21 protein-coding genes are annotated in these 23,121 nt (G+C 42.8%); 17 read left to right on the forward strand and 4 right to left on the reverse strand.

From position 1 onward, the window contains the following. Window positions 1–237: 237 nt before the first annotated feature. From uidA to L6H98_RS01840, 7 genes are all read left to right on the forward strand, one after another. The gene (gene uidA, locus L6H98_RS01810; RefSeq protein ID WP_236412447.1) at window positions 238–2,025 is read left to right on the forward strand and encodes a beta-glucuronidase; all 1,788 of its coding nucleotides are present in this window, start codon (window positions 238–240) and stop codon (window positions 2,023–2,025) included. Window positions 2,026–2,572: 547 nt separating this feature from the next. Further along, complete coding sequence (locus L6H98_RS01815; RefSeq protein ID WP_236412448.1) at window positions 2,573–3,055, forward strand: GNAT family N-acetyltransferase; 483 nt, start codon at window positions 2,573–2,575, stop codon at window positions 3,053–3,055. 429 nt (window positions 3,056–3,484) lie between these two features. Next, window positions 3,485–3,946: a MarR family transcriptional regulator gene (locus L6H98_RS01820; protein WP_236412449.1), complete on the forward strand. Its 462-nt coding sequence runs from the start codon at window positions 3,485–3,487 to the stop codon at window positions 3,944–3,946. Between the two features lie 182 nt (window positions 3,947–4,128). Further along, window positions 4,129–5,238 carry a zinc-binding dehydrogenase gene (locus L6H98_RS01825; protein WP_236412450.1) on the forward strand — a complete coding sequence of 370 codons (1,110 nt, stop codon included), beginning with the start codon at window positions 4,129–4,131 and terminating at the stop codon, window positions 5,236–5,238. A 77-nt stretch (window positions 5,239–5,315) separates the two neighbouring features. Beyond that, window positions 5,316–6,554 (forward strand): MFS transporter, encoded by a 1,239-nt coding sequence (locus L6H98_RS01830; RefSeq protein ID WP_236412451.1) that lies wholly within the window; start codon window positions 5,316–5,318, stop codon window positions 6,552–6,554. 190 nt (window positions 6,555–6,744) lie between these two features. Then, complete coding sequence (locus L6H98_RS01835) at window positions 6,745–8,733, forward strand: methyl-accepting chemotaxis protein (RefSeq protein ID WP_236412452.1); 1,989 nt, start codon at window positions 6,745–6,747, stop codon at window positions 8,731–8,733. A gap of 554 nt (window positions 8,734–9,287) precedes the next feature. Then, the gene (locus L6H98_RS01840) at window positions 9,288–9,710 is read left to right on the forward strand and encodes a tetratricopeptide repeat protein (protein ID WP_236412453.1); all 423 of its coding nucleotides are present in this window, start codon (window positions 9,288–9,290) and stop codon (window positions 9,708–9,710) included. An 81-nt stretch (window positions 9,711–9,791) separates the two neighbouring features. On the opposite strand, the gene L6H98_RS01845 is transcribed toward L6H98_RS01840, so the two are convergent. After that, window positions 9,792–10,634: a DUF4367 domain-containing protein gene (locus L6H98_RS01845; protein WP_236412454.1), complete on the reverse strand. Its 843-nt coding sequence runs from the start codon at window positions 10,632–10,634 to the stop codon at window positions 9,792–9,794. 76 nt (window positions 10,635–10,710) lie between these two features. Continuing rightward, on the reverse strand, window positions 10,711–11,307 hold the full coding sequence (locus tag L6H98_RS01850; RefSeq protein WP_236412455.1) for a sigma-70 family RNA polymerase sigma factor: 597 nt from the start codon (window positions 11,305–11,307) through the stop codon (window positions 10,711–10,713). A gap of 368 nt (window positions 11,308–11,675) precedes the next feature. Here L6H98_RS01850 and L6H98_RS01855 point away from each other — a divergent pair, with 368 nt between their 5' ends. The 3 genes from L6H98_RS01855 to L6H98_RS01865 all read left to right on the forward strand — a co-directional run bounded on the left by L6H98_RS01855 (window position 11,676) and on the right by L6H98_RS01865 (window position 15,115). Continuing rightward, window positions 11,676–12,314 carry a TetR/AcrR family transcriptional regulator gene (locus tag L6H98_RS01855; RefSeq protein ID WP_236412456.1) on the forward strand — a complete coding sequence of 213 codons (639 nt, stop codon included), beginning with the start codon at window positions 11,676–11,678 and terminating at the stop codon, window positions 12,312–12,314. Between the two features lie 108 nt (window positions 12,315–12,422). After that, complete coding sequence (locus L6H98_RS01860; RefSeq protein ID WP_236412457.1) at window positions 12,423–12,566, forward strand: hypothetical protein; 144 nt, start codon at window positions 12,423–12,425, stop codon at window positions 12,564–12,566. Window positions 12,567–13,183: 617 nt separating this feature from the next. Beyond that, entirely contained in the window at window positions 13,184–15,115 is a 1,932-nt protein-coding gene (locus L6H98_RS01865) for a fructose-1,6-bisphosphatase (protein WP_236412458.1), read from the forward strand. Window positions 15,116–15,792: 677 nt separating this feature from the next. On the opposite strand, the gene L6H98_RS01870 is transcribed toward L6H98_RS01865, so the two are convergent. Continuing rightward, on the reverse strand, window positions 15,793–16,752 hold the full coding sequence (locus L6H98_RS01870) for an aldo/keto reductase (protein ID WP_236412459.1): 960 nt from the start codon (window positions 16,750–16,752) through the stop codon (window positions 15,793–15,795). 59 nt (window positions 16,753–16,811) lie between these two features. Further along, window positions 16,812–17,168, reverse strand: a complete 357-nt coding sequence (locus L6H98_RS01875; protein WP_236412460.1) for a cyclic nucleotide-binding domain-containing protein — start codon at window positions 17,166–17,168, stop codon at window positions 16,812–16,814. A 187-nt stretch (window positions 17,169–17,355) separates the two neighbouring features. Between L6H98_RS01875 and L6H98_RS01880 the strand changes: the two genes are divergently transcribed. The 7 genes from L6H98_RS01880 (at window position 17,356) to L6H98_RS01910 (ending at window position 23,108) form a co-directional block, all read left to right on the forward strand. Continuing rightward, the gene (locus tag L6H98_RS01880; protein WP_236412461.1) at window positions 17,356–17,802 is read left to right on the forward strand and encodes a GNAT family N-acetyltransferase; all 447 of its coding nucleotides are present in this window, start codon (window positions 17,356–17,358) and stop codon (window positions 17,800–17,802) included. A 94-nt stretch (window positions 17,803–17,896) separates the two neighbouring features. After that, on the forward strand, window positions 17,897–18,445 hold the full coding sequence (locus L6H98_RS01885; RefSeq protein ID WP_236412462.1) for a GNAT family protein: 549 nt from the start codon (window positions 17,897–17,899) through the stop codon (window positions 18,443–18,445). An 82-nt stretch (window positions 18,446–18,527) separates the two neighbouring features. Further along, window positions 18,528–19,040, forward strand: coding sequence for a ClbS/DfsB family four-helix bundle protein (locus L6H98_RS01890; protein WP_236412463.1), 513 nt, complete (start codon window positions 18,528–18,530; stop codon window positions 19,038–19,040). A 199-nt stretch (window positions 19,041–19,239) separates the two neighbouring features. Further along, on the forward strand, window positions 19,240–20,514 hold the full coding sequence (locus tag L6H98_RS01895) for a diguanylate cyclase (protein ID WP_236412464.1): 1,275 nt from the start codon (window positions 19,240–19,242) through the stop codon (window positions 20,512–20,514). 256 nt (window positions 20,515–20,770) lie between these two features. Next, window positions 20,771–21,568: an undecaprenyl-diphosphate phosphatase gene (locus tag L6H98_RS01900; RefSeq protein WP_236412465.1), complete on the forward strand. Its 798-nt coding sequence runs from the start codon at window positions 20,771–20,773 to the stop codon at window positions 21,566–21,568. Window positions 21,569–21,714: 146 nt separating this feature from the next. Beyond that, a complete protein-coding gene (locus L6H98_RS01905) occupies window positions 21,715–21,996 on the forward strand; it encodes a metalloregulator ArsR/SmtB family transcription factor (protein WP_236412466.1) in 282 nt (93 codons plus the stop codon). Window positions 21,997–22,058: 62 nt separating this feature from the next. Beyond that, window positions 22,059–23,108, forward strand: a complete 1,050-nt coding sequence (locus L6H98_RS01910; RefSeq protein WP_236412941.1) for an Atu2307/SP_0267 family LLM class monooxygenase — start codon at window positions 22,059–22,061, stop codon at window positions 23,106–23,108. Window positions 23,109–23,121 lie beyond the last annotated feature (13 nt).

The following is a 23,121-nucleotide window of genomic DNA, read 5'->3' on the forward strand; positions in this document are numbered from 1 at the left end:
GGCAGAAAGAATCTGGAGAAGCGAAGCGGTCGCTTAAAAGCTTTCTGTAAGAAAGCTGCATCGGAAGCATAGGCTGATCACCGGATGTTCCCCTTGAAAAAGGGGATCAAAGAAATCTGGGGATAGCAGCGATCGGAAGATGGTTCTGACCGCGTAGTGTCTCTGTGTAAAAATCATTGGTTCAACCTATATAGATTTATGATTTCAACCACTTTAATGGAAAAAGGAGATTTATTTATGCTTTATCCTACACTTACCGAAACGCGTAGCATTATAGATTTAAGTGGGATTTGGAACTTTAAACTGGATTCTGGCATGGGATTTAAAGAGAACTGGCAGAACGAAAAGTTGAAGGATCCAAGCCGTATGGCGGTTCCTGGTTCATTTAACGATATGGCAGTCAGTGCAAACATCCGTGACCATGTTGGCTGGGTTTGGTATGAACGGGAGATTACTCTGCCAAGTTCGATGACCGAAGAACGAGTGGTTTTACGGTTTGGTTCTGCCACCCATTTCGCAAAAGTTTATTTGAATGGAGAATTCGTTGTAGAGCATAAAGGGGGCTTTTTACCCTTTGAGGCTGAAATTAATCGATATTTACAAAAAGGCAAAAATCGATTAACCGTTGCGGTGAACAATATTGTGGATGAGACGACCTTACCCGTTGGTTTTGTAACCGAGAAGCACGTTGCTGGTGTTGGAAAGGTTGTTCGGAATCATCCTAATTTTGACTTCTTCAACTATGCCGGTTTGCATCGCCCTGTAAAAATATATACGACGCCGACCATTTATGTTAAGGATGTGACGATCGTAACTGAACTGGATGGGACAGTTCATTACTCCATTGATGTGATTGGTTCAGCATCTGTTAAAGCAAAGATTGTAGATGAATCGGGCATCGTTATTTCAGAGTCAGAAGGAAAATCCAGCACACTTACGATTTCCAACGTTAAGCTGTGGGAACCTTTAAATGCCTATTTGTACACCCTTCGGATTGAACTGGAGGATGAAGGTGAAACGATCGATGTTTATGAACAGCCATTTGGTGTGAGAACGGTTGAGGTGAGCGGAGGGCAGTTCCTGATCAATAACAAACCGTTCTATTTCAAAGGTTATGGTAAGCACGAAGATACGCCTATTCATGGAAGAGGGTTAGATGAAGCAGCCAATGTTTTGGATTTTAATTTGATGAAATGGACGGGAGCGAACTCATTCCGTACCGCTCACTATCCATATTCAGAAGAAGTGATGAGGCTTGCGGATCGGGAAGGATTTGTTGTCATTGATGAAGTACCCGCGGTGGGAATGCATTTAAACATGATGGTGCTGCATCGTGGCGGAGAACTTAGAAATACGTGGGATGAGCTTAAAACGTTCGAACATCACCAAGAGGTGATCAGGGAACTCATTGAAAGAGACAAAAACCATCCCTCTGTTGTAATGTGGAATATAGCCAATGAGCCTGCCTCAGAGGAAAAGGGTGCTTATGAATATTTTAAACCACTAATCGAATTAGCCAGAGATTTAGATCCGCAAAAGCGTCCTGTTACGATTGTCACTCAAATTGAATCTTCACCTGAACAGGATCAAGTGGCGGAGTTATTAGATATCCTTACCTTTAACCGCTATTACGGATGGTATGTAGATGGTGGTGATTTGGTATCAGCCAAAGAGATGCTGCGCACTGAATTTAAGGAATGGCTGAAAAGATGTCCAGACAAACCATTTATGATGACCGAATATGGAGCGGACACTGTCGCCGGATTGCATGATGTCGAACCCATTATGTTTACAGAGGAATACCAAGTTGCGTTTTATAAAGCAAACCATGAAGTTTTTGATGAATTTCAACAGTTTGTCGGTGAGCAAGTGTGGAACTTTGCCGATTTTGCAACGAGCCAGGGAATCATTCGTGTACAAGGAAACAAAAAGGGGATCTTCACTCGTGATCGAAAACCTAAAGCCATTGCCCATGAACTTAAAAGACGGTGGACGGCCATTCCTGATTTTTATTACAAGAGCTAGCTAAAAGGGAGCTCATGAATGTTACCCAAGTTTCCCCAAACAAGCATTTGCGGGCGGAATACGCTCTATAGAAGTCACTTTCTCTACGCCCGGAGCCGATGAAGCCATTGCAGAGTTGGCCCGTCTAAACGGGTTTTCGGGTTAATGCGATTGCCCCCGGTTTTTTTGTTACGCATCAAAATAAAGCATTATTATTCAATGATGAAGATCCCCCTACTCCGAGAGGTAGGTAAATTCTGAAAAATACACCCAAGGAGTAGTATTACCAATAGATGACGGCTTCTCCTCGTATGCCGGAGTGTGATTGAAAAAAAGCTATAGAATAGGGGAGCTTCGCTTCCCCAGTCGATCCAGGTGGATCGCCATCTTTTTTATGTTCTGCGTTGTTGCCGTCATCAAGGTCAGACGAAATGAATCCGCAAACCCAACATTGGGTGACCATCCGAATATAGGTATTGTCCATGAACGTAATAGGAATACCGATATTGATCAATCGTTTGGTTTCTTCTATAGTGGGAATAACCCCTACAAGAGGAGGAAACATTGGATGCTTGAAACAGCGCTTACGATCACTTCGATGCAGACGCCCGAAGAAGCTCGGGCCTTCAAAACACTTAACGAGGAATGGATTGCCCGTATCTTCGCCGTCGAAGAGGCGGACCTGGTCATCCTCGATAACCCGGTAGAGAACATCGTGGACAGAGGAGGGGACGTACTCATCGCACGTGATGGCGATTCGATCGTCGGATGTGTTGCGCTCGTGCCGACCGGAGCCGGCGTGTTCGAGCTCTCGAAGATGAGCGTTGCACCCGAGATGCGCGGGCGTGGATACGGACGGAAAATCATTCAAGCGGCCATTAACCGCGCACGCGGACTAGGCGCTACATCGCTCTTTTTGGGAAGCAGCACCAAGCTGCCGAATGCCGTTCATCTTTATGAATCAGTTGGGTTCAAACACGTTCCTGTCGAGCAGATCGGGCCCATGCCCTATGTAAGAGCGGATGTGTTTATGGAGTTAGAACTACATTGAATACGGGGCATGAACCTTTGTGGCAGATCGCTAAGCGGATAAATGTAGGTGTATCCTTATAGCAAAATTCCCATGTACTCATGCCCTCGTGTTTCTTGTATATCGGTGAGGTGGTCCTCTTGCAAGAGGACGCACCTTTTTTGTGCTGTTCAGCGTTTCTCCACACAGAGGACGATGACGAGAATCGGAATTCACTTTCTTAAGCATTGAGCTCGGGGTGATAACACACATTTCCCAAAGTTCCGCCCTGCAACGGCATGGTTTGGCAGTCAGACGAGGGAGCTCATAAGGTTTACTGTTGTATATTGTATAAGGTTAATTCAAATCGCCAAACGACTCTTTATTTTGGAGATCTTGGACTAAGTGCATTTGTTCTTTATTGGGGGTATAATGAACCATAATAATATTCGTCAAAGTTAGGGTGGGATTATGAGGAATAAAAGAGAAGAACTGCTAATTGAGAATTCTTATATGTCGTCCATGCACAACAAACTATGGTTGACGGATTGGAATAAAAAAAATCATTTAAATCTCTCCATGACGGAAGTCAGCATATTGGAAATACTGAATGATGAAGGCCCCAAACGAGCCAAAGAGCTTTCAGAACCACTACATATTACTTCCGGGGGAATTACGGGGATCTGTAACAAATTGCTGGCGAAAGGACTGATCTTTCGACGGAGAGACGAAGATATTGACCGGCGTTCCGTCATGTTGGAGATATCGGATGCAGGGAAAAAGATCGTCGATGAAGCTTATGCCATGAGACTGGATTTGGTAAGTTCACACTTCAGCGTGTTGACTGATGAAGAAATTATGCTGTGGAACAAATTGTATAAGAAACTGATTCACCACCTTCTTGAAAAGAGGAACGGTACACATTCAGATTAATTTCTGAACGTGTACCGTTCTTTTTTTATCTAAAATAGTGATGGATATCATCTATTAACAATATGGTATTGTGACTAATTTATGAATTGTAAAAGTAGGTTAACCGTATTATAGTATTTGTATTAGTACTAAGATACTTATTTATAAGTATTTAATAAATAATATATAAGGATGTGTTGAGTGTGAAGGCGGTTGTTTTTCGAAAAGGTCAATTTCAAATGAAAGAAATAGGGGATCTTCAACCAAACAAGGACCAACTGTTGGTTGAACCATTAGCGATCGGAATCTGCGGGAGTGATCTCTCTGCAGTAGCACACACGGATGATTTCCTCGAGAGTGTACGCAAAGCGGGGAGCGTCGGGCAAGCATTTGATCCGAACAAGGATTTGGTTTTGGGACATGAGTTTACAGCAAAAGTCATCGAGGTCGGTGATAATGTCATTGACTACCAACCAGGGGATTTGATTGTTGTACTGCCTTGGGTGATCGGTGATGACGGAGTGATGTATACCGTAGGATACTCGAACGATTATCCGGGAGGATTTTCGGAGCGCGTGCTTGTGGGCAACGGAGGCCATTTCAAGATTCCCGATGGAGTCAATCCTTATCATGCTGCGGTTACCGAGCCACTCGCAACCGGTTACAATAGTGTTTTGAGAGCGGATATTGGACCGGATGGAGGAGCGATTGTGACAGGAGCCGGAACCGTTGGCCTTGGTGCCGTCATAGCACTTGCTTCTCGTGGCATCCACCCGATCGTCGTTTCCGATCCATCTGTCAAAAGACGGGAGATTGCCATGAAATATGGGGCTCATGCCGTCGTAAATCCTTTGGAAAAGGATCCGGTCGAAGTGTATCGAGGGTTGGCCAAAGACAGTCAGCGTCTACACGTTTTTGAAGCCTCCGGCGTAAAAAACTTGATTTATAACATGATTGATGCTGTGCCTCACTATACCAAATTCCTGATAGTTGGAGCCTCCATGGAAGACAATCTGCTTAAACCGACAAGTCTCATCAACAAAAACATCACCTTGGACTTTATTACAGGGCCAGGTTATGGTGAAACCTCTTATACGGCTTTGAAAGAAACCTTCGAGGACCTAATCGCTGGGAAATTTGATCCATCGGAAATCGTAACAGCATATACCGGCTTCGATGGAGTTGAACATGCGTTTGCCGCGCTACGACCGGGAGGGGAGCAAAAGATTGAACAAGTCAAAATCTTGATTGTCCCTCAACTGGATGGAGACGGCATATATGCTCCAGATCAAATTGAACTTCCAAAAATATAAACAGATACTCCAAAAAAATGAACTAAAGAGGTGAATCATGCCGTCCAATACGTATTGTATTCCGGTGGCATAAACTCATGGAACATCATGTGACTTACTCCAAATACCGCTGGATCATGTTGATATTGTCAGCGTTAACTTCACTTATTCCAACCATTGTTTTTGTTGGTCCCACAGTATTCATTCCTATGATGATGACTGATTTGCACATCACAACAGCTGAGGCGGGCGTCATGGTTACGATCGTGCTGCTAGGAGCTGGTTTGACCGGCACTATGGGGGGCAGCTTGATGGGCAAGTTCGGTATTGCACGCACGCGTACGATAGCACTGCTCTTTTATACAGTCGGAGGACTCGTTCCTCTGTTCACCTCCAGCTATGCCATATTGTTAATCAGTCGCGTGTTGATCGGGGTTGGGATGGGCATTTCGGCAGGAACATCGGTTGCCGTCACGATGGATTGGTATCCTCCAAAAGAACGGCCTTTGATTAATTCATTGAACTCCATCTTGTCTCTGGCTGGATCTTTCATTGCTCTGGCTGTTGCGATTCCGTTGTATAATCTGGTTGGTCAAAATTGGAGACTTACACTTGAGTGGTTTGGAATTGCTATGCTGATAACAACGATTCTCTGGGTTATCTTTGCAAGAAACAACGCTCAAACGAGTCAGGGAAATATGTCAGACCAATCACAGAACAAACCTTCCTCCAAAGAAAGCCCATTGAAATCGGTCATTCGAAAAAAAGAGGTCATTCTGCTGGTTATTGCATATCTTTCCTTTATGCTGTCCACGCAAAGCTTGCAGACGTTCCTGCCCACTTACTTTCAAACCGATTTAGCCATGTCTGCTGCGAAGTCCGGAACCATCACGAGCCTTATTTCGCTGGCTTCGGTTGTTGCGGGACTCCTTGTGGGCATTCTCATGGCCGCTTTGGGAAGACGTAAAATATTCATGTGGCCATTGTTAACCTTGCTGCTGGTCGGATGTATTGGTTCCGTCACTTTTCCGGATGGAATACTACTGTATACTTCCGTGATTTTGATTGGACTTGCATTGAATGGCTGGCTGCCAGCCATGTTTACAAGTGTAATGGAATTGGAGGGCATGACTCCGGAACGGGCAGGCGCGGCGCAGGGACTAATTCTAAGCGTGGGCATGTTCGGAGGGGCTGTCTCAACACTTGTGATCGGTTGGATCGCAGAGTATACGGGACTGCGTGATGCTTTACTGTATTTCAGCTTCTTGGCTTTGTTCGCCATAATTTCGACCGCAATGCTTCCTGAAACGGGGCCGATCGGTAAAAAGAACAAATAATCTCGAAAGTGCGCCTGTTCTTCTTTTTCGAAGGACGGGCGCTGTCTATATGTAGGAACATTATCGACATGTTCGTTGTATGACAAAAGAAGATGTAAACACTACTAAGTATCTTACCGATAAAGTATATGATATGAATTTTAAGCTCAACAAGCGTTTGTATACTTAAGATGGTAAAGGAGATTAATGGATGAAGAAGCAATGGATGAAAAGAATGAAAGAAAAATTGGTGATTAGAAGGATTGGAACAAAGCTGACTATTATCGTTAGTTTACTGATAATTCTACCCATGCTTGCATTAGGTTGGAGATCATATGAAACATCCAAAATGCAAATTGCAATAAAACTAGGGGAGACGGCTAAAACCAGTTCCGTTTCACTAAGCTCGACTCTAGACAGTACGTTCTTTGCACAAAAGGCAAATGTTGCTCAACTAAGCCGGCTTATAGATGGAAGTGAAATGGATAATCCGCATAACCGGAAAATGATGACGGATTTTTTAGAGCTTCATCCTGAACTGAAATCCATATCTGCCATTTCTGCTACAGGTGAAGCTATCCAGATCCCAAACAAAGAACAAACGGAAAACATCCTATCCAGCGCTTGGTATAATGAAGCATTATCGGGCGATGGTGTCTATATTTCCGAGATAGAGCAATCACCCGTTGATGGTTCTTACAGTATTCGTCTTTCTCAATCACTTGAAAATGGATCAGGCGTTATAACTATTGAATCTTCAGTGGATACGCTTAAATATTTGTTTGAAAGTACAAAACTAGGCGAGACAGGCTTTATTTATGTCATTGATTCTGATGGGAGAGTCATCTACAATCCTTTCGTCGAGACGGGAAGACTATTGTCAGATTCCGGTAACCGAAACATCCTTAAAACAGATCAGGGAGAAGCTACGCTCCATAATCCTGATGATAACACCCAGGCTCAAGCCTACTTTGTTACAAATGCAATGACAGGCTGGAAGGTCATTTCAGTTCTACCCTTCGATGAATTTAACGAAGCAGCAAAGCCCATTCTACGAAATTTGGTAACGATACTAACGATAAGTATTATTATCGCAATAAGCATACTGTTTTGGATGACTAGAGGCATCACTACTGCACTGGCAAAAATCGTTCATGTTCTTGAGCGCGTAAGTCAAGGCTATTTAAATGAACGCGTTATTGTCAAACGAACGGATGAGATTGGAAGATTAAGCGAATATTCAAATCAAATGATTACCGCCCTACATAACATCATTGCGGATGTATCCATGTCATCTAATGCATTATTGTCAACCAGCATGGAGCTTAATAGCTCGGCTGAACAAACCAAAACCACTGTTGAGCTTGTTAGCGGCTTAATAGATACTTCTGCAAAAGGTACGAAACAACAAGCATTGGCTACCAAAGAATCGTCGATGATGATGCAAGAAATGACAGCTGGAACTATAAAAATTGCTGAGTCGTCCACCGTGATCGCAGAATTGTCTCAGAGAACGGAGAAAGATATTGAACACGGCAATCAACAAATGGATTTGGTCAGCCAACAAATGGATATCATCCTTCAGTCTGTAGAAGAATCTTCTTTGTATATTGAAAAGTTGAATTTACTTAATACTCAAATTACGGACATGAGTTTGATGATTTCTTCGCTTGCCGAGCAGACCAATTTATTGTCTCTAAATGCAGCGATCGAAGCAGCTAAGGCAGGTGAAGAAGGAAGAGGCTTTGCAGTGGTGGCTAACGAGGTTAAGAAGCTAGCAAATAAGTCAAAAGAATCAGCTAATCATATAGAAGATAATATTAAGCAAGTGAATACGCTTGTTCAGCAAATTCATCATGTTATGAATTTGAAAGTATACAAAGAATCCATTCAGGGAGTAGAGTTAGCAGGCCGTGCCAAGTTAGCGCTTGAACAGATACAAAACGCTACGAAAAATGTTGTTCAACAGATTATAGATGTGTCCGCTGTGACGGAGGAACTGTCTGCGGGTTCAGAAGAAGTTACAGCTTCCGTCAATGAGATCGCTAATATTGCTGATCAATCATCTAATGCTTTTGAAAAAGTAGTGGCGGCAAGTCAAGAACAATTAACCGCGATAAATGGGATTAAGTCAACCAGCGAAGAGATTCAGGGCATTTCACATTCTCTGAATCAAAAAGTGAAACGATTTGTTTTATAAAAACCACCAAAATCAGTTGAGGTCTATATGAGGAAATAGAATTCTAAAAACGTTAATCCATTGCGCTACCAGAAACTGTCCTTCTAGTTTATTGTATGACCAACAATGAATTAGAAGGAGGTTTATTATTGTTGAATATTGCAGATCGAAGACTTGAATTGGTAAATTTGCAGGATTTTCATAGAACGCGATCTGGGGCAGAATGAACAGAGGGTAATATGATTATTATTCGGAATCAGGTAAGGTATTGGGTCCGAAACTGGAATTGACTGATTGCACCATAATTTCGAAAACCGATGGGCGAAGAATGGTTTTTGCTGGACTGAGGATGGAGGTATTTTTAATCAAAAGCAGGCCTTGAAGAACTTTCATTTTCAGGGCGCGCGTTTTTTACGTGTCAGGTTAGTGGGCAAATACTCTGGATTTCACGAATCATTTCATTTGGGCGATAGAATATTTGTTGGCGATACAAGGCGCAATCATTTTTGATGAAAATCAAAAAACGATCATTCGTTAGAAAATGATACAAATTGAATAGGACAGGAGAAATAGCGATGCAGCTTTCAGATTCAACCTATGGCGAGATTACAGCTCTAAGTAAACAAGGCGATGATTTGGTGAAGGCAGGCGATTTTGAGGCGGGCAAGAATAAGTATGTTAAGGCCCTGCGATTATTACCGGAAAATCATCAAGAATGGGAGGCCGCTACGTGGTTATACGTGGCAATCGGGGATGTCCATTTCCATATGAAAAATTACGATAAGGCATTTAAATGCTTTTATAACGCTGTACAATGTCCGAAGGGAGTAGGGAATCCCTATATTCATCTCCGGTTAGGTCAGTTGTATTATGAACAGGAGAACCTTGAAAAGGCGGCGGACGAGTTAACACGGGCTTACATGGGTGCGGGTATTGGGATTTTTATGGAGGATGATCCAAAGTATCTGGAGTTTTTAGAGACAAAAATAGAGATTTGATTGAGAGGATAAGAACATAATGAAAAGACCCACCGGGGCTCATCAGCGGGTCTAGTCTTGTGTAGAACGAAGCGGGGATGCTCAATGTTTCGATCCGGGAATGATCGTTTCGGCAATGCGGATCAGCTCTTCCGGAGAGATATTACCTTTGCGGACACTTAGGGTGTAGTGATAAACATAGCTGGTTTCAGGTTCCTCATAGACCCATATTAACTCGGTGGAACCCCCTCGAGAGGTTCTCTGAATGACGTCCTGTCCGTTTATTTTTATTTTTTGGCTGGTGCTGTTCAGTCCGTCTTCATATGAGGCGGTGACAGGGCCGGTATTTTTGGCGTTTAGGATACTTAGTGAAATTTCATTTTTGCCGCTGGCATAGGTTAGGAACGACAGCCAGAAATCATCCGTAAAATTCACCGGCATCAAGGCATAATCTTTGCCGGAAGCTTGGGCTTCGGCCAGCAGTTTCTTTGCAATTTTTGTTTTTTCCTCTTCGGAGAGCGTATTCAGATCCATCCCGTGCTCCATATGTACGCTTGCCTTTTGGAACGTATACGTGTTTGAGCCAGAGAGTTCCTTGGATAGGGGCATGCCGGGTACATGCAGCATTTTCTTTAATTCGGCGAAACTCTTTACGATATGTGAATTTGCTTTGAGATCGAGGACATGGTTCGGATTGTTCGGCACGACGTAGATGATCGCAGCCTCGCCGGGCTTGATGTCATTCACCCAAATTTCGTTCATTCTGGAAATTCGTTTTGCTTCGTCCTCGGTGCGATTCGATGCAGGGGCAGTGGAGAACGGCTTTTCTTGAAAAAGAATCTCCCCTTTGTCGTTGGCCAAGGACTGGTATTTTACGGCGGCAAATCCCGTTGATGCAGTCAGCAGCATGCCGGCTAAGAGGAGAAAGCTCACTCTATTTTTCACAAAAAATCGCTCCCTTTTGAAAGGTTTTTCTCCTATGTTGTTCATGATCCGATCTTGAAGGGCGGTTCCTGAAGGTTCAACTCTTTGAAATAGTGGTTTCAGGTCTTGGCCGGGGTCGATGCTCATTTTTTCTTTCCTCCTCTGTACTGACGTAGTATGTTCTGAATTTGGCGGCGGCCCGCTCGTATTTCTTTCGTAAATAGGTCGCGTTTTGATTCAGAATAGGGCTAATTTCGTTATAGCTCTTTTCCTCGACGCAGCGCAGAATCAGCAAGCTTCGTTCCTCGGCGGACAACATGGCCAGCGCACGCAGCACGGACGGATTGTAATATTTGTGATCAATAGCTTGATCGACCTGGTTGTTGTCCCGGTCACTTTTGTACAAAAAGGGCAGAAATCGCGTGATTTTGCGTTTGCGCAGCAAGTCAATGCAATGGTTTAAGGCAATCCGGTACAACCATGCCTCATAGGGTCTGTCTGGATCGTATTTGTGCAAGCTGCGGTATGCCTTCAAGAACACCTCTTGACTGCAATCCTCTGCTTCTCCATAATCTCCGAGCATATGGTAGCAGTAATTGAAGATGAATTTTTCGCAACGCATGACGATCAATGCATACTTGTCTTTCTCCCCTTTCAGAACGTCACTGACAATTTGTTGAATCGGTTCGTCCAAGTTGCTTCCCCTCCTTACAACTTGTATTACGGAACAGCATCAGGCAAATGTGACAAATCGATCGAAAAAACTTGATATGACGTCATTCATCGGTAAATCGGGAGCTGTTACGGGGGAAGAACAATGCATTAAATTGACAACATACTGAAGGAATTTTATTATATTAGCATACTGACGAGTATCTGAATAACACATCTATAGTAGGTGTGTGGAGGTGATTCGATTTGAATGTTCGTGACCAAGTTTTTCAAGCAGCAGAACAATTCGTCGAGACGAAGGCATTCGACCTGATTACATTTGCTGACATAGCCAGAGTGGCCGGCGTACATTGGACTGCTGTCCGCAGACATTTTGGCAGCAAGGAGCAGATGAGGGAATGGTTAAAGGAAAGGCAAGCGGAACTCCATGCCGATCTTACGGACACGAGGTCCCGCGTGCTGGAAGCAGCTGCACAAGTCTTTTCTTCAAACGGATATGTAAACTCTTCTTTGGATAAAGTTGCCGAGTATGCCGGGCTAAGCAAGGGGGCGGTTTATTGGCATTTCTCCAGCAAGCAAGATTTGTTTCTTTCGATTTTAAAACAAACTTATGAGCAGCAGCTTCGACTGCTTCCCCACCAAGTGGACCATATACTGTCATCGAACGAACCGATGACTGCCTTGTCGGAATGGTTGGAGTCCCAGTTTAATTGCCTTGAGGCTGGAGAAGAACGATCCAGCCTATTTTTGGAATTTTTAGTTTCCGGAGAAGCCGAGATCCGCGAAAATTTGCAAAAACTTCACGGACACATGATGGATGAAATAGGGATATTGCTGCAAGAAATGCAACGAAGGGGGTACATGGCAGAAGACGTCGATCCCCGTTCGATCGCCTTGATGCTGGATGCATTGCTAAAAGGCGTTCTCATCGAATGGATTCTCGACCCACGGCCGGATTCATTGCGCGCCCTTATCCATACGATATCAAAAACGTTGTGGCATGGAATTAGAGGGCCTGCCAACCAATAGACATTTGTCCTGAGATTAAACGCGTTATTATGCCATTGACATACTATATAGTACGTTTTTAATGTATGTATAAGTATGTGAATATAATGATTATGAGGAGGAATACGGATGGTTGTGTTAGCGATCATCGTGATGTTCATGGCGGCTCTTTATTGGTATGGCCAATTCCAATTTACCGAGAAGATGTTCTCGCTTTTGTTCCCGCTGCCAAGGCTGTTTCGGAGAGATACAAAGAAATCAAGGTGCCACTAGTCATTATGGTAGGCGCAGACGATCCTTTCGAAACAAAGGAGCATAGTTTCCGACTGCACAAAGAAATTCCGACCTCCACACTGATCGTACAGGAAAACGTTGCACACATGATTCCCCAAAATCACCCAGAGGTAGTTATGAAAGCGATAGAGTCCCTCCATTTGAAATGAACCGCGATCGTTGCCTGCTGGTCGCTAAATTACCCCTTTTCGTAAGATCGGGTTAACCAGCAATTACTGGTTGGCCTTTTTGTAATTCAGAAAATGTGAATATAATTAACTTTGAAGGATAAACGTATCGTATGAGGAACTGCTGTTGCTATGGCCCCGCAAATCGGCTCGGCAAATCTATTAATGAGGTGAAGAACTGATCAAATTCACATTCAAAACATCTTGATCACCTTTTGCATAGTGATCTCCTGTTGGGGCGGTAGTTCGAACTCCTGACTAGCCTGAGCAAAACCGCTGAGCCCGGTACCTTAAAATTTATCTTCTCAACGTGAGTAAGCTAAAATTTTGGGTATATGTTATGATATGAATAATTAAATGTAAGTTTCTATTCATTCGTTAGTAAGTATGGATCATAACCACTTATTTCCTTGAAGGGGGACATCTGTTTTGGATGCGCAGTTTCTAGATTTATTGGCCCAGAAATATGATACGGAAGAAAAAGTCATCACCGAGATCATCAACCTTGAAGCGATCTCCAATCTCCCCAAGGGAACCGAGCATTTTGTCAGTGATTTGCATGGGGAGTTCCAGGCTTTTCAGCATGTACTAAGAAACGGTTCGGGTACGGTCAAAGAGAAAATCAAAGATTTATTCCGAGAGGTTTGGACGGATCAAGAAATCAATGATTTTGCGGCATTAGTGTATTATCCGGAAGAAAAAATACAGCTGGTTAAAGGAGCCCTATGCAGTAAACAAGCCTTGAACCAATGGTATAGACAAACGATTGAACAAATGCTTAAGCTTATTTCGTATGCCTCTTCCAAGTATACGCGCTCGAAATTGCGTAAAGCTCTGCCGGAGCAGTATGTATATATTGTAGAAGAGCTTTTATACAAAACAGATTCGACCAACAATAAGGATCCTTATTATGAGGAAATATACCGGCAAATCATCTCCTTGGGCCAGGCGGACAAGCTCATTATCGGCCTTGCTTATACGACCCAGCACTTAGTGGTTGACCATCTTCATGTGGTCGGAGATATCTATGACCGGGGACCGGACCCCGATAAAATTATGGACACGCTGATCAACTACCATTCTGTAGACATTCAGTGGGGGAACCATGATGTCCTGTGGATCGGCGCCTACGCGGGTTCCCTGGTCTGCCTTGCGAATATTATCCGAATCTGCGCCAGATACGACAATCTGGATATCATCGAAGACGTTTACGGTATCAATCTTCGCCCACTGCTGAACTTGGCGGAGAAATACTATGATGACAATCCGGCCTTCAGACCGAAGCTGCAGGCAGGCCATAACGTAACGGAGCAAGAAATTCTGCAGATCACCAAAATTCATCAAGCCATTGCCATGATCCAGTTCAAGCTTGAAGCTCCGATTATCAAGAGACGCCCATACTTTAATATGGCAGAAAGACTTTTGCTTGAGCAGATTGATTACGACAAAAATGAAATCAACATCGGCGAAAAAACGTACCCGCTGGAAAACACCTGTTTCGCAACCGTAGACCCGCAGCAGCCTGAACAATTGCTGAAGGAAGAACACGAGGTGATGGAAAAGCTGCTGTTCTCCGTTCAGCATTCCGAAAAGCTGGCCAGACATATGAATTTTCTGATGAAAAAGGGCAGCCTTTATTTAAAATACAACGGGAATCTGTTAATCCACGGCTGTATTCCTTTGGATGAAGAAGGAAACATGGAAGAAATGCAGATTGAAGACAAAACGTATTCGGGCCGCCAGCTGCTCGATGTTTTTGAATATTACTTGCGCTACTCCTTTGCGCATCCGGAAGAGACGGATGATCTGGCTACGGATATGGTATGGTACATCTGGACAGGGGAGTGTTCCTCGCTCTTCGGAAAAAGAGAAATGACCACCTTTGAACGGTACTTTATCCAGGATAAAGAAACCCATAAGGAGAGAAAGAACCCGTACTACTATTTGCGTGAAAATGAAGAGATCTGCCGGAAAATTCTGCTGGAGTTTGATTTGAATCCGGATCACGGACATATCATTAACGGCCACACGCCAGTTAGAGAAATTCGTGGAGAGAACCCCATTAAAGCGGGCGGGAAAATGATCGTCATTGACGGCGGTTTTTCCAAAGCCTATCAATCCACAACAGGCATCGCCGGATATACCTTGTTGTATAATTCCTTTGGCATGCAGCTCGTCGCCCATCAGAAGTTTAATTCAAAAGAAGACGTGTTATGCAACGGCACGGACGTATTGTCTGTAAAAAGACTGGTGGACAAAGAACTGGAACGGAAGCTTGTGAGGGAAACCAATGTTGGGGAGAAGCTGCAGCAAAAAATTTCGAATTTGAAAAAACTGCTGGAATATCGTTACATGAAGTGAAACGACTATATAGATTGAACCGGAAATTTATACGATAACGAAGAGGGCAGAAAGAATCTGGAGAAGCGAAGCGGTCTAAACGCTTTCTGAAAGAAAGCTGCTTCGGAAGCATAGGCTGATCACCGGATTTTCCCCTTGAAAAAGGGGATCAAAGAAATCTAGGGATAACAGCGATCGGAAGATGGTTCTGACCCCGTAGTGTCTCTGTGTAAAAATCATTGGTTCAACCTATATAGTAAAGATAAAAAAAGGGCTGCCCGATGGTCATAACCCTGTGCGACAACTATTTCATTTCACGTAAGGGTGCAGCAAACCAGATAAAAGCCAGTCAAAAGACATGTTTCAAGTCCTTTTGACTGGCTGAACGTATTGGTGACCAGGTTTAGCTTTGTTCCAGCTTGCTAAAGACGGGTTTTCGTTCGGTGAAGAAGTAAAGCAGCGCTGCAGCCGGAAGAATGATGCCCAGAACAGCTGCAGTCTTCCAGCCGCGCTCAAGACATTGCCCACGACTCGTTAACGTTGTTTTTCTGAAGATAAAAAAGTAGCGTAAGGTACAAGAATCTGGGCGACTACCGAGCCAAGGCCGATGAACAGGGAAGAAATCAGGAAAATTCCTGCGTTGGGGGGATGATCTTCCTCCATCCAAATCCGAAGAGCGTTTAGTATAAAACGCAAAATTATTTTTTCATGCTTTTTTCCCATGCCCCTCTGACGGATATACCTGTCTCCATAGCAGCTTGTTCTAAATCTTGAATGTCCTTTCTTTCTAATGTGAGATGAACAGCAGCTAATGCATCGTCGATCTGTGCTTCTTTGGTAACTCCTATAATGGGTACAGTTCCCTTTGCAATGGCCCAAGCCATTGCTGTGGTCGCCGGTCCAACGTTATATTTGTCTCCAATCTCGCCCATTACATCGATTAAATATTGAAGTTTTCGCAGAGTTCCTATATTAAAAGCTTCGCCTCTTCTTGTATTGCTTTTAAACGGATGATTGGCATTATATTTGCCTGTGAGTGTTCCTTGTTCCAGGACCATATAGGAGAAGAAAACGATATTATTGTTGTTACACCAATCGATAATGCCTGCTTCTTCGGATTCCCTGTATAACAAACTATAATGATTTTGAACGGCTGAAAGCGCCAGACTCTCTTTTTCCAGAATGCTGACAGCTAATTTTAATTCATCCAAGTTGTGATTAGATACTCCGATGTGTTTAATCTTGTTCTCTTTTGCCAAGGGGATGATTTCTTTTGTCCATTTTTCAATATTCCGGGGATTGTGGATCCAATACAGGTCAATATGCTGCTTTCCAAGCCTTTCCATACTTTCATTTAAAGACTTCCTCATATTTTGTTCCTGGCCATCGAAGGGTGTGAATTTCGTAGAAATCATGATGTCTTGTTCTTCTTTAATAAATCCACCTAAAATGGTTTCAGATGCGCCATAACCATATACAGCTGCAGTATCCCATAAGGTAAAACCTTCTTTGATGGCTTTTTGATAAACAGGTCGTAAGTCCTCTTCATTATAGTTATTTCCAAAAACCCGATCTCCACCGTTAACCCCTATACCCCATGACCACGTTCCCAGTGCTATAGCTGGTATTTGACTGGTTTTCATGGTTACATATTTCATGATGACTTCCTCGCTTTCCAAATTTTAAATTTCCTCGGCAATCGTTCTTCTGATTCTGCTCAACGAGACGGGAGTTCGTTGCATTGGATTACCATAACGACACATTCCTCTAAGGCTTCGACGGAACGGTTTGAAGGTTTATGATCAAACAATCGTTCATAACAAAGTAAGGAACCTTCTTTTGAAAAAAATCTTGTGACGTCATTCCCATTCATGTCAATATAATAGCTTCTTAATAAACCGGAGGTAACAAAATATATTTCGTTCTGCACAGCTCCTTGATGAACTAGTATATCTCCTTTAGGTATTTTCTTTTTTGTAAACATAGTCATTGCCTTGTCAACGACTTCTTGTGGCATGTTGTCCTGCATAAGCAGCTCGATTGAATTTTGGATTTGAGCGAATTCATCCTTCATCCGGTTCCTCCGTTACTCACTATTTTTTTGGTCACTTCAGAATTCTGCGATTACCTGTTTTGATTATATTTTCTTACCTGCACCTTGTAATTAACATAAGATAATTATTCTTGTATACTCGAAAGTAGTTGTACAGAAACAAACGGTGCTGCATTCTGAAAATCTATACATTGAAAGGCGGTATGTAATGAACAAATTAGAAATTAAAGTATCTAAGTATCATCCCAAGTATGCTGAACCTACAGTGAAAATGTGGAGAGACAGTAAGGAACGGGCCATTGGTCAGGCTGAAATCCATAGCTTCGACAGCCATCTTTATTTCTTAAAACATATATTAGCTGAACAGTATCAAATCGATTTAGCGTTAATGGATGACAAAGTCGTTGGAATGATTGCCTATAATGAAACGGAGATCAGCCAACTTTATATTCATATTGATTATCAAGGTAGGGGTATAGGGCAAACTTTGCTTAATAAAGCAAAGGCACAAGCCAGTGGAAAATTAACCTTATATACATTTGAAGTTAATAAAAATGCCCAAAGGTTTTATGAGAAAAATGGATTTGAAATGATTGGTCGAGGACATGAGAATGAGGAGAATTTGCCTGATATTCAATATGAATGGAAATTATAGAAACTTCTCTTGATCTTAGGTAGCTAACATTATTGGATTTTGCTACAATAGCTCTAACCAAATTGTGGGCGACCAAATAAGGGGCGATTAGTCTATGTACAAAGCCATCATTGATGATCAGACATACCTTTCGATTCTCCAGCAGTCACATGCACAACCATTATTTGAGTTGATTGATCGTAGCCGTGATTCTTTAAGAAAATGGCTAGAGTTTCCGGATCAAACAAATACGGTTGATGATACAAGAGCCTTTATCCATCGTTCTTTAAGTCGATTTTCAAAGGATAATGGATACTGGTCCGGTATCTGGCATAAGGGAGAAATCGTAGGATCGATCGGCTATTTATGGATGGATTGGGATTCTAAACGAACTGAAATAGGGTATTGGTTAGGAGCCCGATTTGAAGGTAACGGCATCATGACCAAGGCCTGTAACGCCTTCATCAATCACGCTTTTAATGATTTGCGGTTAGCTAAGGTTGAGATAGGAGCTGCAACTAACAACTTCAAAAGCAGAGCGATACCAGAACGCTTGGGCTTTACTCAAGAAGGAATTATTAGAAACTATGAGCTGCTTCACAATCAATATGTTGACCGAGTTATATACGGTCTTATTAAAGAGGAGTGGCATCCGATGAGCTAACGAACACTAGTGTTCTTCACCGGAAACTCTTTTCATTAAATAATATACACACCTCAGTTAAAGACGGATAAGGAGTGGTACCATGTACGAGTCTAAAACCCGTTTAAAGGAAGAGATTCATAAACGCTTTTTGTTATTTGATGGTGAGTTTGACGAAATTCCTGAAGAACTTAAAGATACACGTGACAAGGATGTAGATCGGACACCAAGTGAAATGATTGCTTACCAACTCGGGTGGCTAAATCTTGTGATGAGTTGGGACAAGGATGAGCGTGCTGGAAAAAAAGTCGTAACTCCTTCTCCTGATTACAAATGGAACCAGTTAGGTGCGCTCTATCAATCTTTTTATAACGATTATGCTCATCTTTCGTTAACTGAGCTGCGTCAAGAATTCAAAAAAGTGGAGCTGCAATTCCAGTCCTGGATTGATACGCTTACTACCGAAGAATTATATACTCAAGGCACTTTAAAATGGACGGGAAGCAATCCGAAGTGGCCTGCCATAAGGTATATTCACATCAATTCCGTGGCACCATTCACAACATTCAGGACCAAAATAAGAAAGTGGAAAAAGAATCAGTTGCAAGGGAAATAGTCAATGTAGTGTTTAAGGATAAAAAAAACTTGTACCATTCAAAGTCGCGATTTCAGCGGCTTTTTTTGTTTTAAGGAACCAAGTTCTTGCGAGACGCCAACTGGTAAGTTTTAGTAATACCAAACGAAGTAAAAATTTGCTACTATATCGTATAACGTTAACAAATTTCGTAATCATGGCGGAGGATTAAACAAGAAGAATGAGAGAATTTTTGAGCGAGCAGTCTATAGAGGCATTAAAATCGATCATTAATCACAATCCAGATGCCATCTTTATCGTTTCCAACGAAGGAAAAATTGTAGAAGTCAATGAAGGGGTTACTGAATGTTTAGGGTATAACAAGGAAGAAATTATGGGTGTGTCGTACAAAGATTTATTTTGTCAGCATGAGCTTGATTTGATTAAACAGTTTTTCGGTGAGGTTCTAAAGGGTGCATCCTGTCAATACGTGACCGAAGCGCAGCATAAAAACGGAGATATCGTTTACTTGCAAATAAAGCAGGTTCCTTTGTTTTATGAAGGGAAGGTCAATGGCGTTTTTGGAGTGGGCAAGAACATTACGGAGCAAAAAAAGCTGCTTACGGCTCTGAAGGAAAGCGAAGAACGTTATCGATTGTTAGCGGATAATTCCCTGGATTTGATACAGCTGATCAATCTTGACGGAATCGTGGAGTATGCGTCTCCTTCTCATAAGATGGTACTTGGGTTTGATCCAAAAGAATATATAGGCAAGTGGGTATTCTACAACCCGAATGACGAAGTGGATGAGGAGTTTCGTGCCGTTTTTATGGAGATGCTGCTCTTGCAACAGCCCTTTACCTATGAAATACAACGCCAACATGAGCAGGGAGATCCCGTATGGCTGGAGTTGAAGGGAACGCCTGTGTTTGATGAACACGGTAATTTTAAAAATATGATGCTGGTCGGAAGGGAAGTGACAGAGCGAAAAAAGCATCAGGAACAACTGGAGCAATTAAGTTACCGTGATGCTTTAACCGGAGCTCCAAACCGAAGGTTTCTAACGAAATTGTTAAATCAGGTTTTAAATGAAGAAACAACGGACGTAGAACAGGTGGCTGTGATGTTTGCCGATCTGGATCATTTCAAGCAGATCAATGATACATTAGGTCATGAAGCAGGGGATGAATTGCTGCGGCAATTTGTAAAGCGAGCAGGGGCTTGCCTTCGTAAACATGAGGTTTTAACGAGAATGGGCGGTGATGAATTCGTGTTTGTCCTTCCTCGCACCACGTTCTCGGATACCCGTGTTTTGGCCGAAAATATTTTAGAACAATTGCAGCTTCCTTGGAATATCGGAGGGCAGGAACTTCGTACGACATCCAGCATAGGCATCGCATTTTGCGAAAAAGGGGATACCGTCAAAGAGCTTCTTCAAAAAGCAGATGCCGCACTTTATCTGGCTAAGGCAGAAGGAAAAAATACATATCGTATATTCTCCTTTTTTCATTCGTAAAATATCGGTGTATCAAAAAACAATATGAAATTGCGACCGTTTCCCGGCACTTTACCGGAGAACGGTCGTTTCGTTTTTTCTTCGAATCGAACATCGTTATCCGTTTTGCCATATTCGAAAGAGATTCACATCCTATGTGACAAAAATGTCACGCTGAATCGAATATTGTTACGTTAATCGATGGGAGGGAACAAACAGAACCCCTTATACTTAAAATTGTTAAACAAGTTTATTTTCCTAAGGAGGATATTTACGGATGACGGATGTAATTAAAGCAATAATACTCGGTATCATAGAAGGCTTAACCGAGTTTTTACCAGTATCGTCTACTGGACATCTTATTTTAGCAGGTGATTTGCTTAACTTTGAGGGAGACGCGTCAATAACCTTTAAAATTGTTATACAGTTGGGTGCAGTAATGGCAGTTCTCATTCTTTATTGGAAAAGATATATGGAAATTGGGTCAAATTTAATCAAGATGGATTTTTCAAAAGGACTAAACGTGATCCATATGATTTTGGCTATGGTACCAGCGTTAATTGTATATCTTCTCTTCAAGGATACGATCAAAAGCCAATTATTCGGTCCAACTCCTGTCTTGATTGGTTTGGTTGCAGGTGGCGTGTTGTTGATTATCGCAGCACGGAGCAGAAGAAAAGAAACCGCTGATACGATGGATAACATTAATTATAAACAAGCTTTCGGTATTGGCCTGTTCCAATGTTTGGCTTTGTGGCCAGGGTTTTCGAGATCAGGATCGACAATTTCAGGCGGCCTTTTGCTGGGGACCAGCCAAAAAGCAGCCGCGGATTTTACCTTCCTTATTTCAGTACCAGTCATGTTTGGTGCAACCTTGCTGGATTTATACGATAGTCGCGATTTACTTCGCTCAGACGATATATATCTGATGTTAATTGGCTTTATAACTTCCTTCCTTATAGCCATGATTGCGGTTGTGACGTTTATTAAACTCATCAAGCGATTGAGACTGGAGTGGTTTGCTCTATACCGTTTCATCCTGGCAGCTCTCTTTTATTCCATTGTCATGCAGTAACAGCTCGATCCGCACCGGTTCCACTTTCGTTAACTCAAGCTCTGGTGGCAAGCCATAGTCCCCTTTACATTTAAACAATAAGGTGTTATCATCAGTTCTACACTTATAGAAATGTAGAGTTGTGCTTGAAAAGGAGGTCATTAACCATGACTGAAAACGAAAAAAAAATGGGCCAGGCGGTCAAAATATACAAGGCGTTAGGTGAACCCACACGTTTAAAAATTGCATTGCTGCTGGTGAAAGAGAGCAATCAATGCTTTACAGCTATTGGAGAGAAACTGGAAACCGTAGCTAGCTCGACGTTGTCACATCACCTGAAGCAATTAACTGACTCGGGCTTAATTCATTCGTCTAAAAGTGGATCGTATATTCATTATTGTGTTGATCGGGAAATGGCAGAGAAATTTGCGCCTTATTTGCTGGCGTAAATTTTTTTGAGTAACAGTTCTACATTTCTAGAAGTGAAGAAATGATAAAGGAGCAAATAATGATGGAAAAAAGGTCAAAGAACATGGAATTGGGCATAACTACCTTTCTACATACCAATCCAGAGCATGGTGGTGTATCGCCAGCAGAGAGGCTGCGACAAGCGATCGAAGAGGTTCAGCTGGCGGATCAGGTTGGGCTGGACGTGTATGCTGTTGGCGAACATCATCGAATCGACTATACAAGCTCATCACCGGCGGTCATTCTTGCGACTGCAGCATCCACAACGAAGCGGATTCGGCTATCCAGCGCTGTAACGGTGCTCTCTTCGGATGATCCTGTCCGGGTATATCAGGATTTCGCAACACTGGACGTACTATCGAAAGGGCGTGCTGAGATCATGGCCGGACGCGGCTCTTTTGTTGAGTCGTTTCCACTGTTCGGGTATAACTTGAACGACTACGAAGAGTTGTACGAAGAGAAACTTGAACTTTTATTAAAAATAGGCGCTAATGAAAAGGTGACGTGGGGTGGCGGACATCGTCCGGCTATTCATGATATGGGCGTATATCCCCGTGCACAACAAGACCCATTGCCGGTATGGATCGCCACTGGCGGTAACCCGGAGTCAGCCATTCGAGCCGGTATACTGGGTCTTCCCGTAATCTTCTCCATTATCGGTGGCATGCTGGAACGCTTTGCACCATTGGTGGAGCTATATAAGGAAGCTGCTAAGAAAGCCGGACACGATCCCGGTAAGCTGCAAATTGCAACGCATTCCCATGGTTTTATTGCGGAATCCTTTGAATCAGCCGCTGAACAGTACTTTCCCGTTATGGCCGAGCAGATGAATAAGATTGGACGGGAACGAGGGTGGGCACCTTATACTCACGACACATTCAAAGAAGCTTGCAACCTTCGTGGTGCTCTATATGTTGGTGATCCAGAATATGTGGCGGAGAAGATCCTGCTTGCGCAAGAGAAATTAAGTTTGACCCGTTTTCTGATGTATGTTGATTTCAGCTCACTGTCTCATTTGGAATTGCTGCGGACGATCGAGCTTTTCGGTACTAAAGTTGCCCCTATTGTTCGTAAGGAGCTCGCCAGAAAATAAGAAGACAGGATGT

Origin of the sequence: Paenibacillus sp. JJ-223, from assembly GCF_927798175.1 — a bacterium.
GTDB lineage: Bacteria > Bacillota > Bacilli > Paenibacillales > Paenibacillaceae > Paenibacillus > Paenibacillus hubeiensis.

Bases quoted from the DNA above. Each gene is read 5' to 3' on its own strand.
- uidA (WP_236412447.1), top strand. From the start codon at position 238: ATGCTTTATCCTACACTTACCGAAACGCGTAGCATTATAGATTTAAGT.
- L6H98_RS01815 (WP_236412448.1), top strand. From the start codon at position 2,573: ATGCTTGAAACAGCGCTTACGATCACTTCGATGCAGACGCCCGAAGAA.
- L6H98_RS01820 (WP_236412449.1), top strand. From the start codon at position 3,485: ATGAGGAATAAAAGAGAAGAACTGCTAATTGAGAATTCTTATATGTCG.
- L6H98_RS01830 (WP_236412451.1), top strand. From the start codon at position 5,316: ATGGAACATCATGTGACTTACTCCAAATACCGCTGGATCATGTTGATA.
- L6H98_RS01835 (WP_236412452.1), top strand. From the start codon at position 6,745: ATGAAGAAGCAATGGATGAAAAGAATGAAAGAAAAATTGGTGATTAGA.
- L6H98_RS01840 (WP_236412453.1), top strand. From the start codon at position 9,288: ATGCAGCTTTCAGATTCAACCTATGGCGAGATTACAGCTCTAAGTAAA.
- L6H98_RS01855 (WP_236412456.1), top strand. From the start codon at position 11,676: ATGAGGGAATGGTTAAAGGAAAGGCAAGCGGAACTCCATGCCGATCTT.
- L6H98_RS01860 (WP_236412457.1), top strand. From the start codon at position 12,423: ATGGTTGTGTTAGCGATCATCGTGATGTTCATGGCGGCTCTTTATTGG.
- L6H98_RS01870 (WP_236412459.1), bottom strand. From the start codon at position 16,752: ATGAAATATGTAACCATGAAAACCAGTCAAATACCAGCTATAGCACTG.
- L6H98_RS01875 (WP_236412460.1), bottom strand. From the start codon at position 17,168: ATGAAGGATGAATTCGCTCAAATCCAAAATTCAATCGAGCTGCTTATG.
- L6H98_RS01880 (WP_236412461.1), top strand. From the start codon at position 17,356: ATGAACAAATTAGAAATTAAAGTATCTAAGTATCATCCCAAGTATGCT.
- L6H98_RS01885 (WP_236412462.1), top strand. From the start codon at position 17,897: ATGTACAAAGCCATCATTGATGATCAGACATACCTTTCGATTCTCCAG.
- L6H98_RS01890 (WP_236412463.1), top strand. From the start codon at position 18,528: ATGTACGAGTCTAAAACCCGTTTAAAGGAAGAGATTCATAAACGCTTT.
- L6H98_RS01895 (WP_236412464.1), top strand. From the start codon at position 19,240: ATGAGAGAATTTTTGAGCGAGCAGTCTATAGAGGCATTAAAATCGATC.
- L6H98_RS01900 (WP_236412465.1), top strand. From the start codon at position 20,771: ATGACGGATGTAATTAAAGCAATAATACTCGGTATCATAGAAGGCTTA.
- L6H98_RS01905 (WP_236412466.1), top strand. From the start codon at position 21,715: ATGACTGAAAACGAAAAAAAAATGGGCCAGGCGGTCAAAATATACAAG.
- L6H98_RS01910 (WP_236412941.1), top strand. From the start codon at position 22,059: ATGGAAAAAAGGTCAAAGAACATGGAATTGGGCATAACTACCTTTCTA.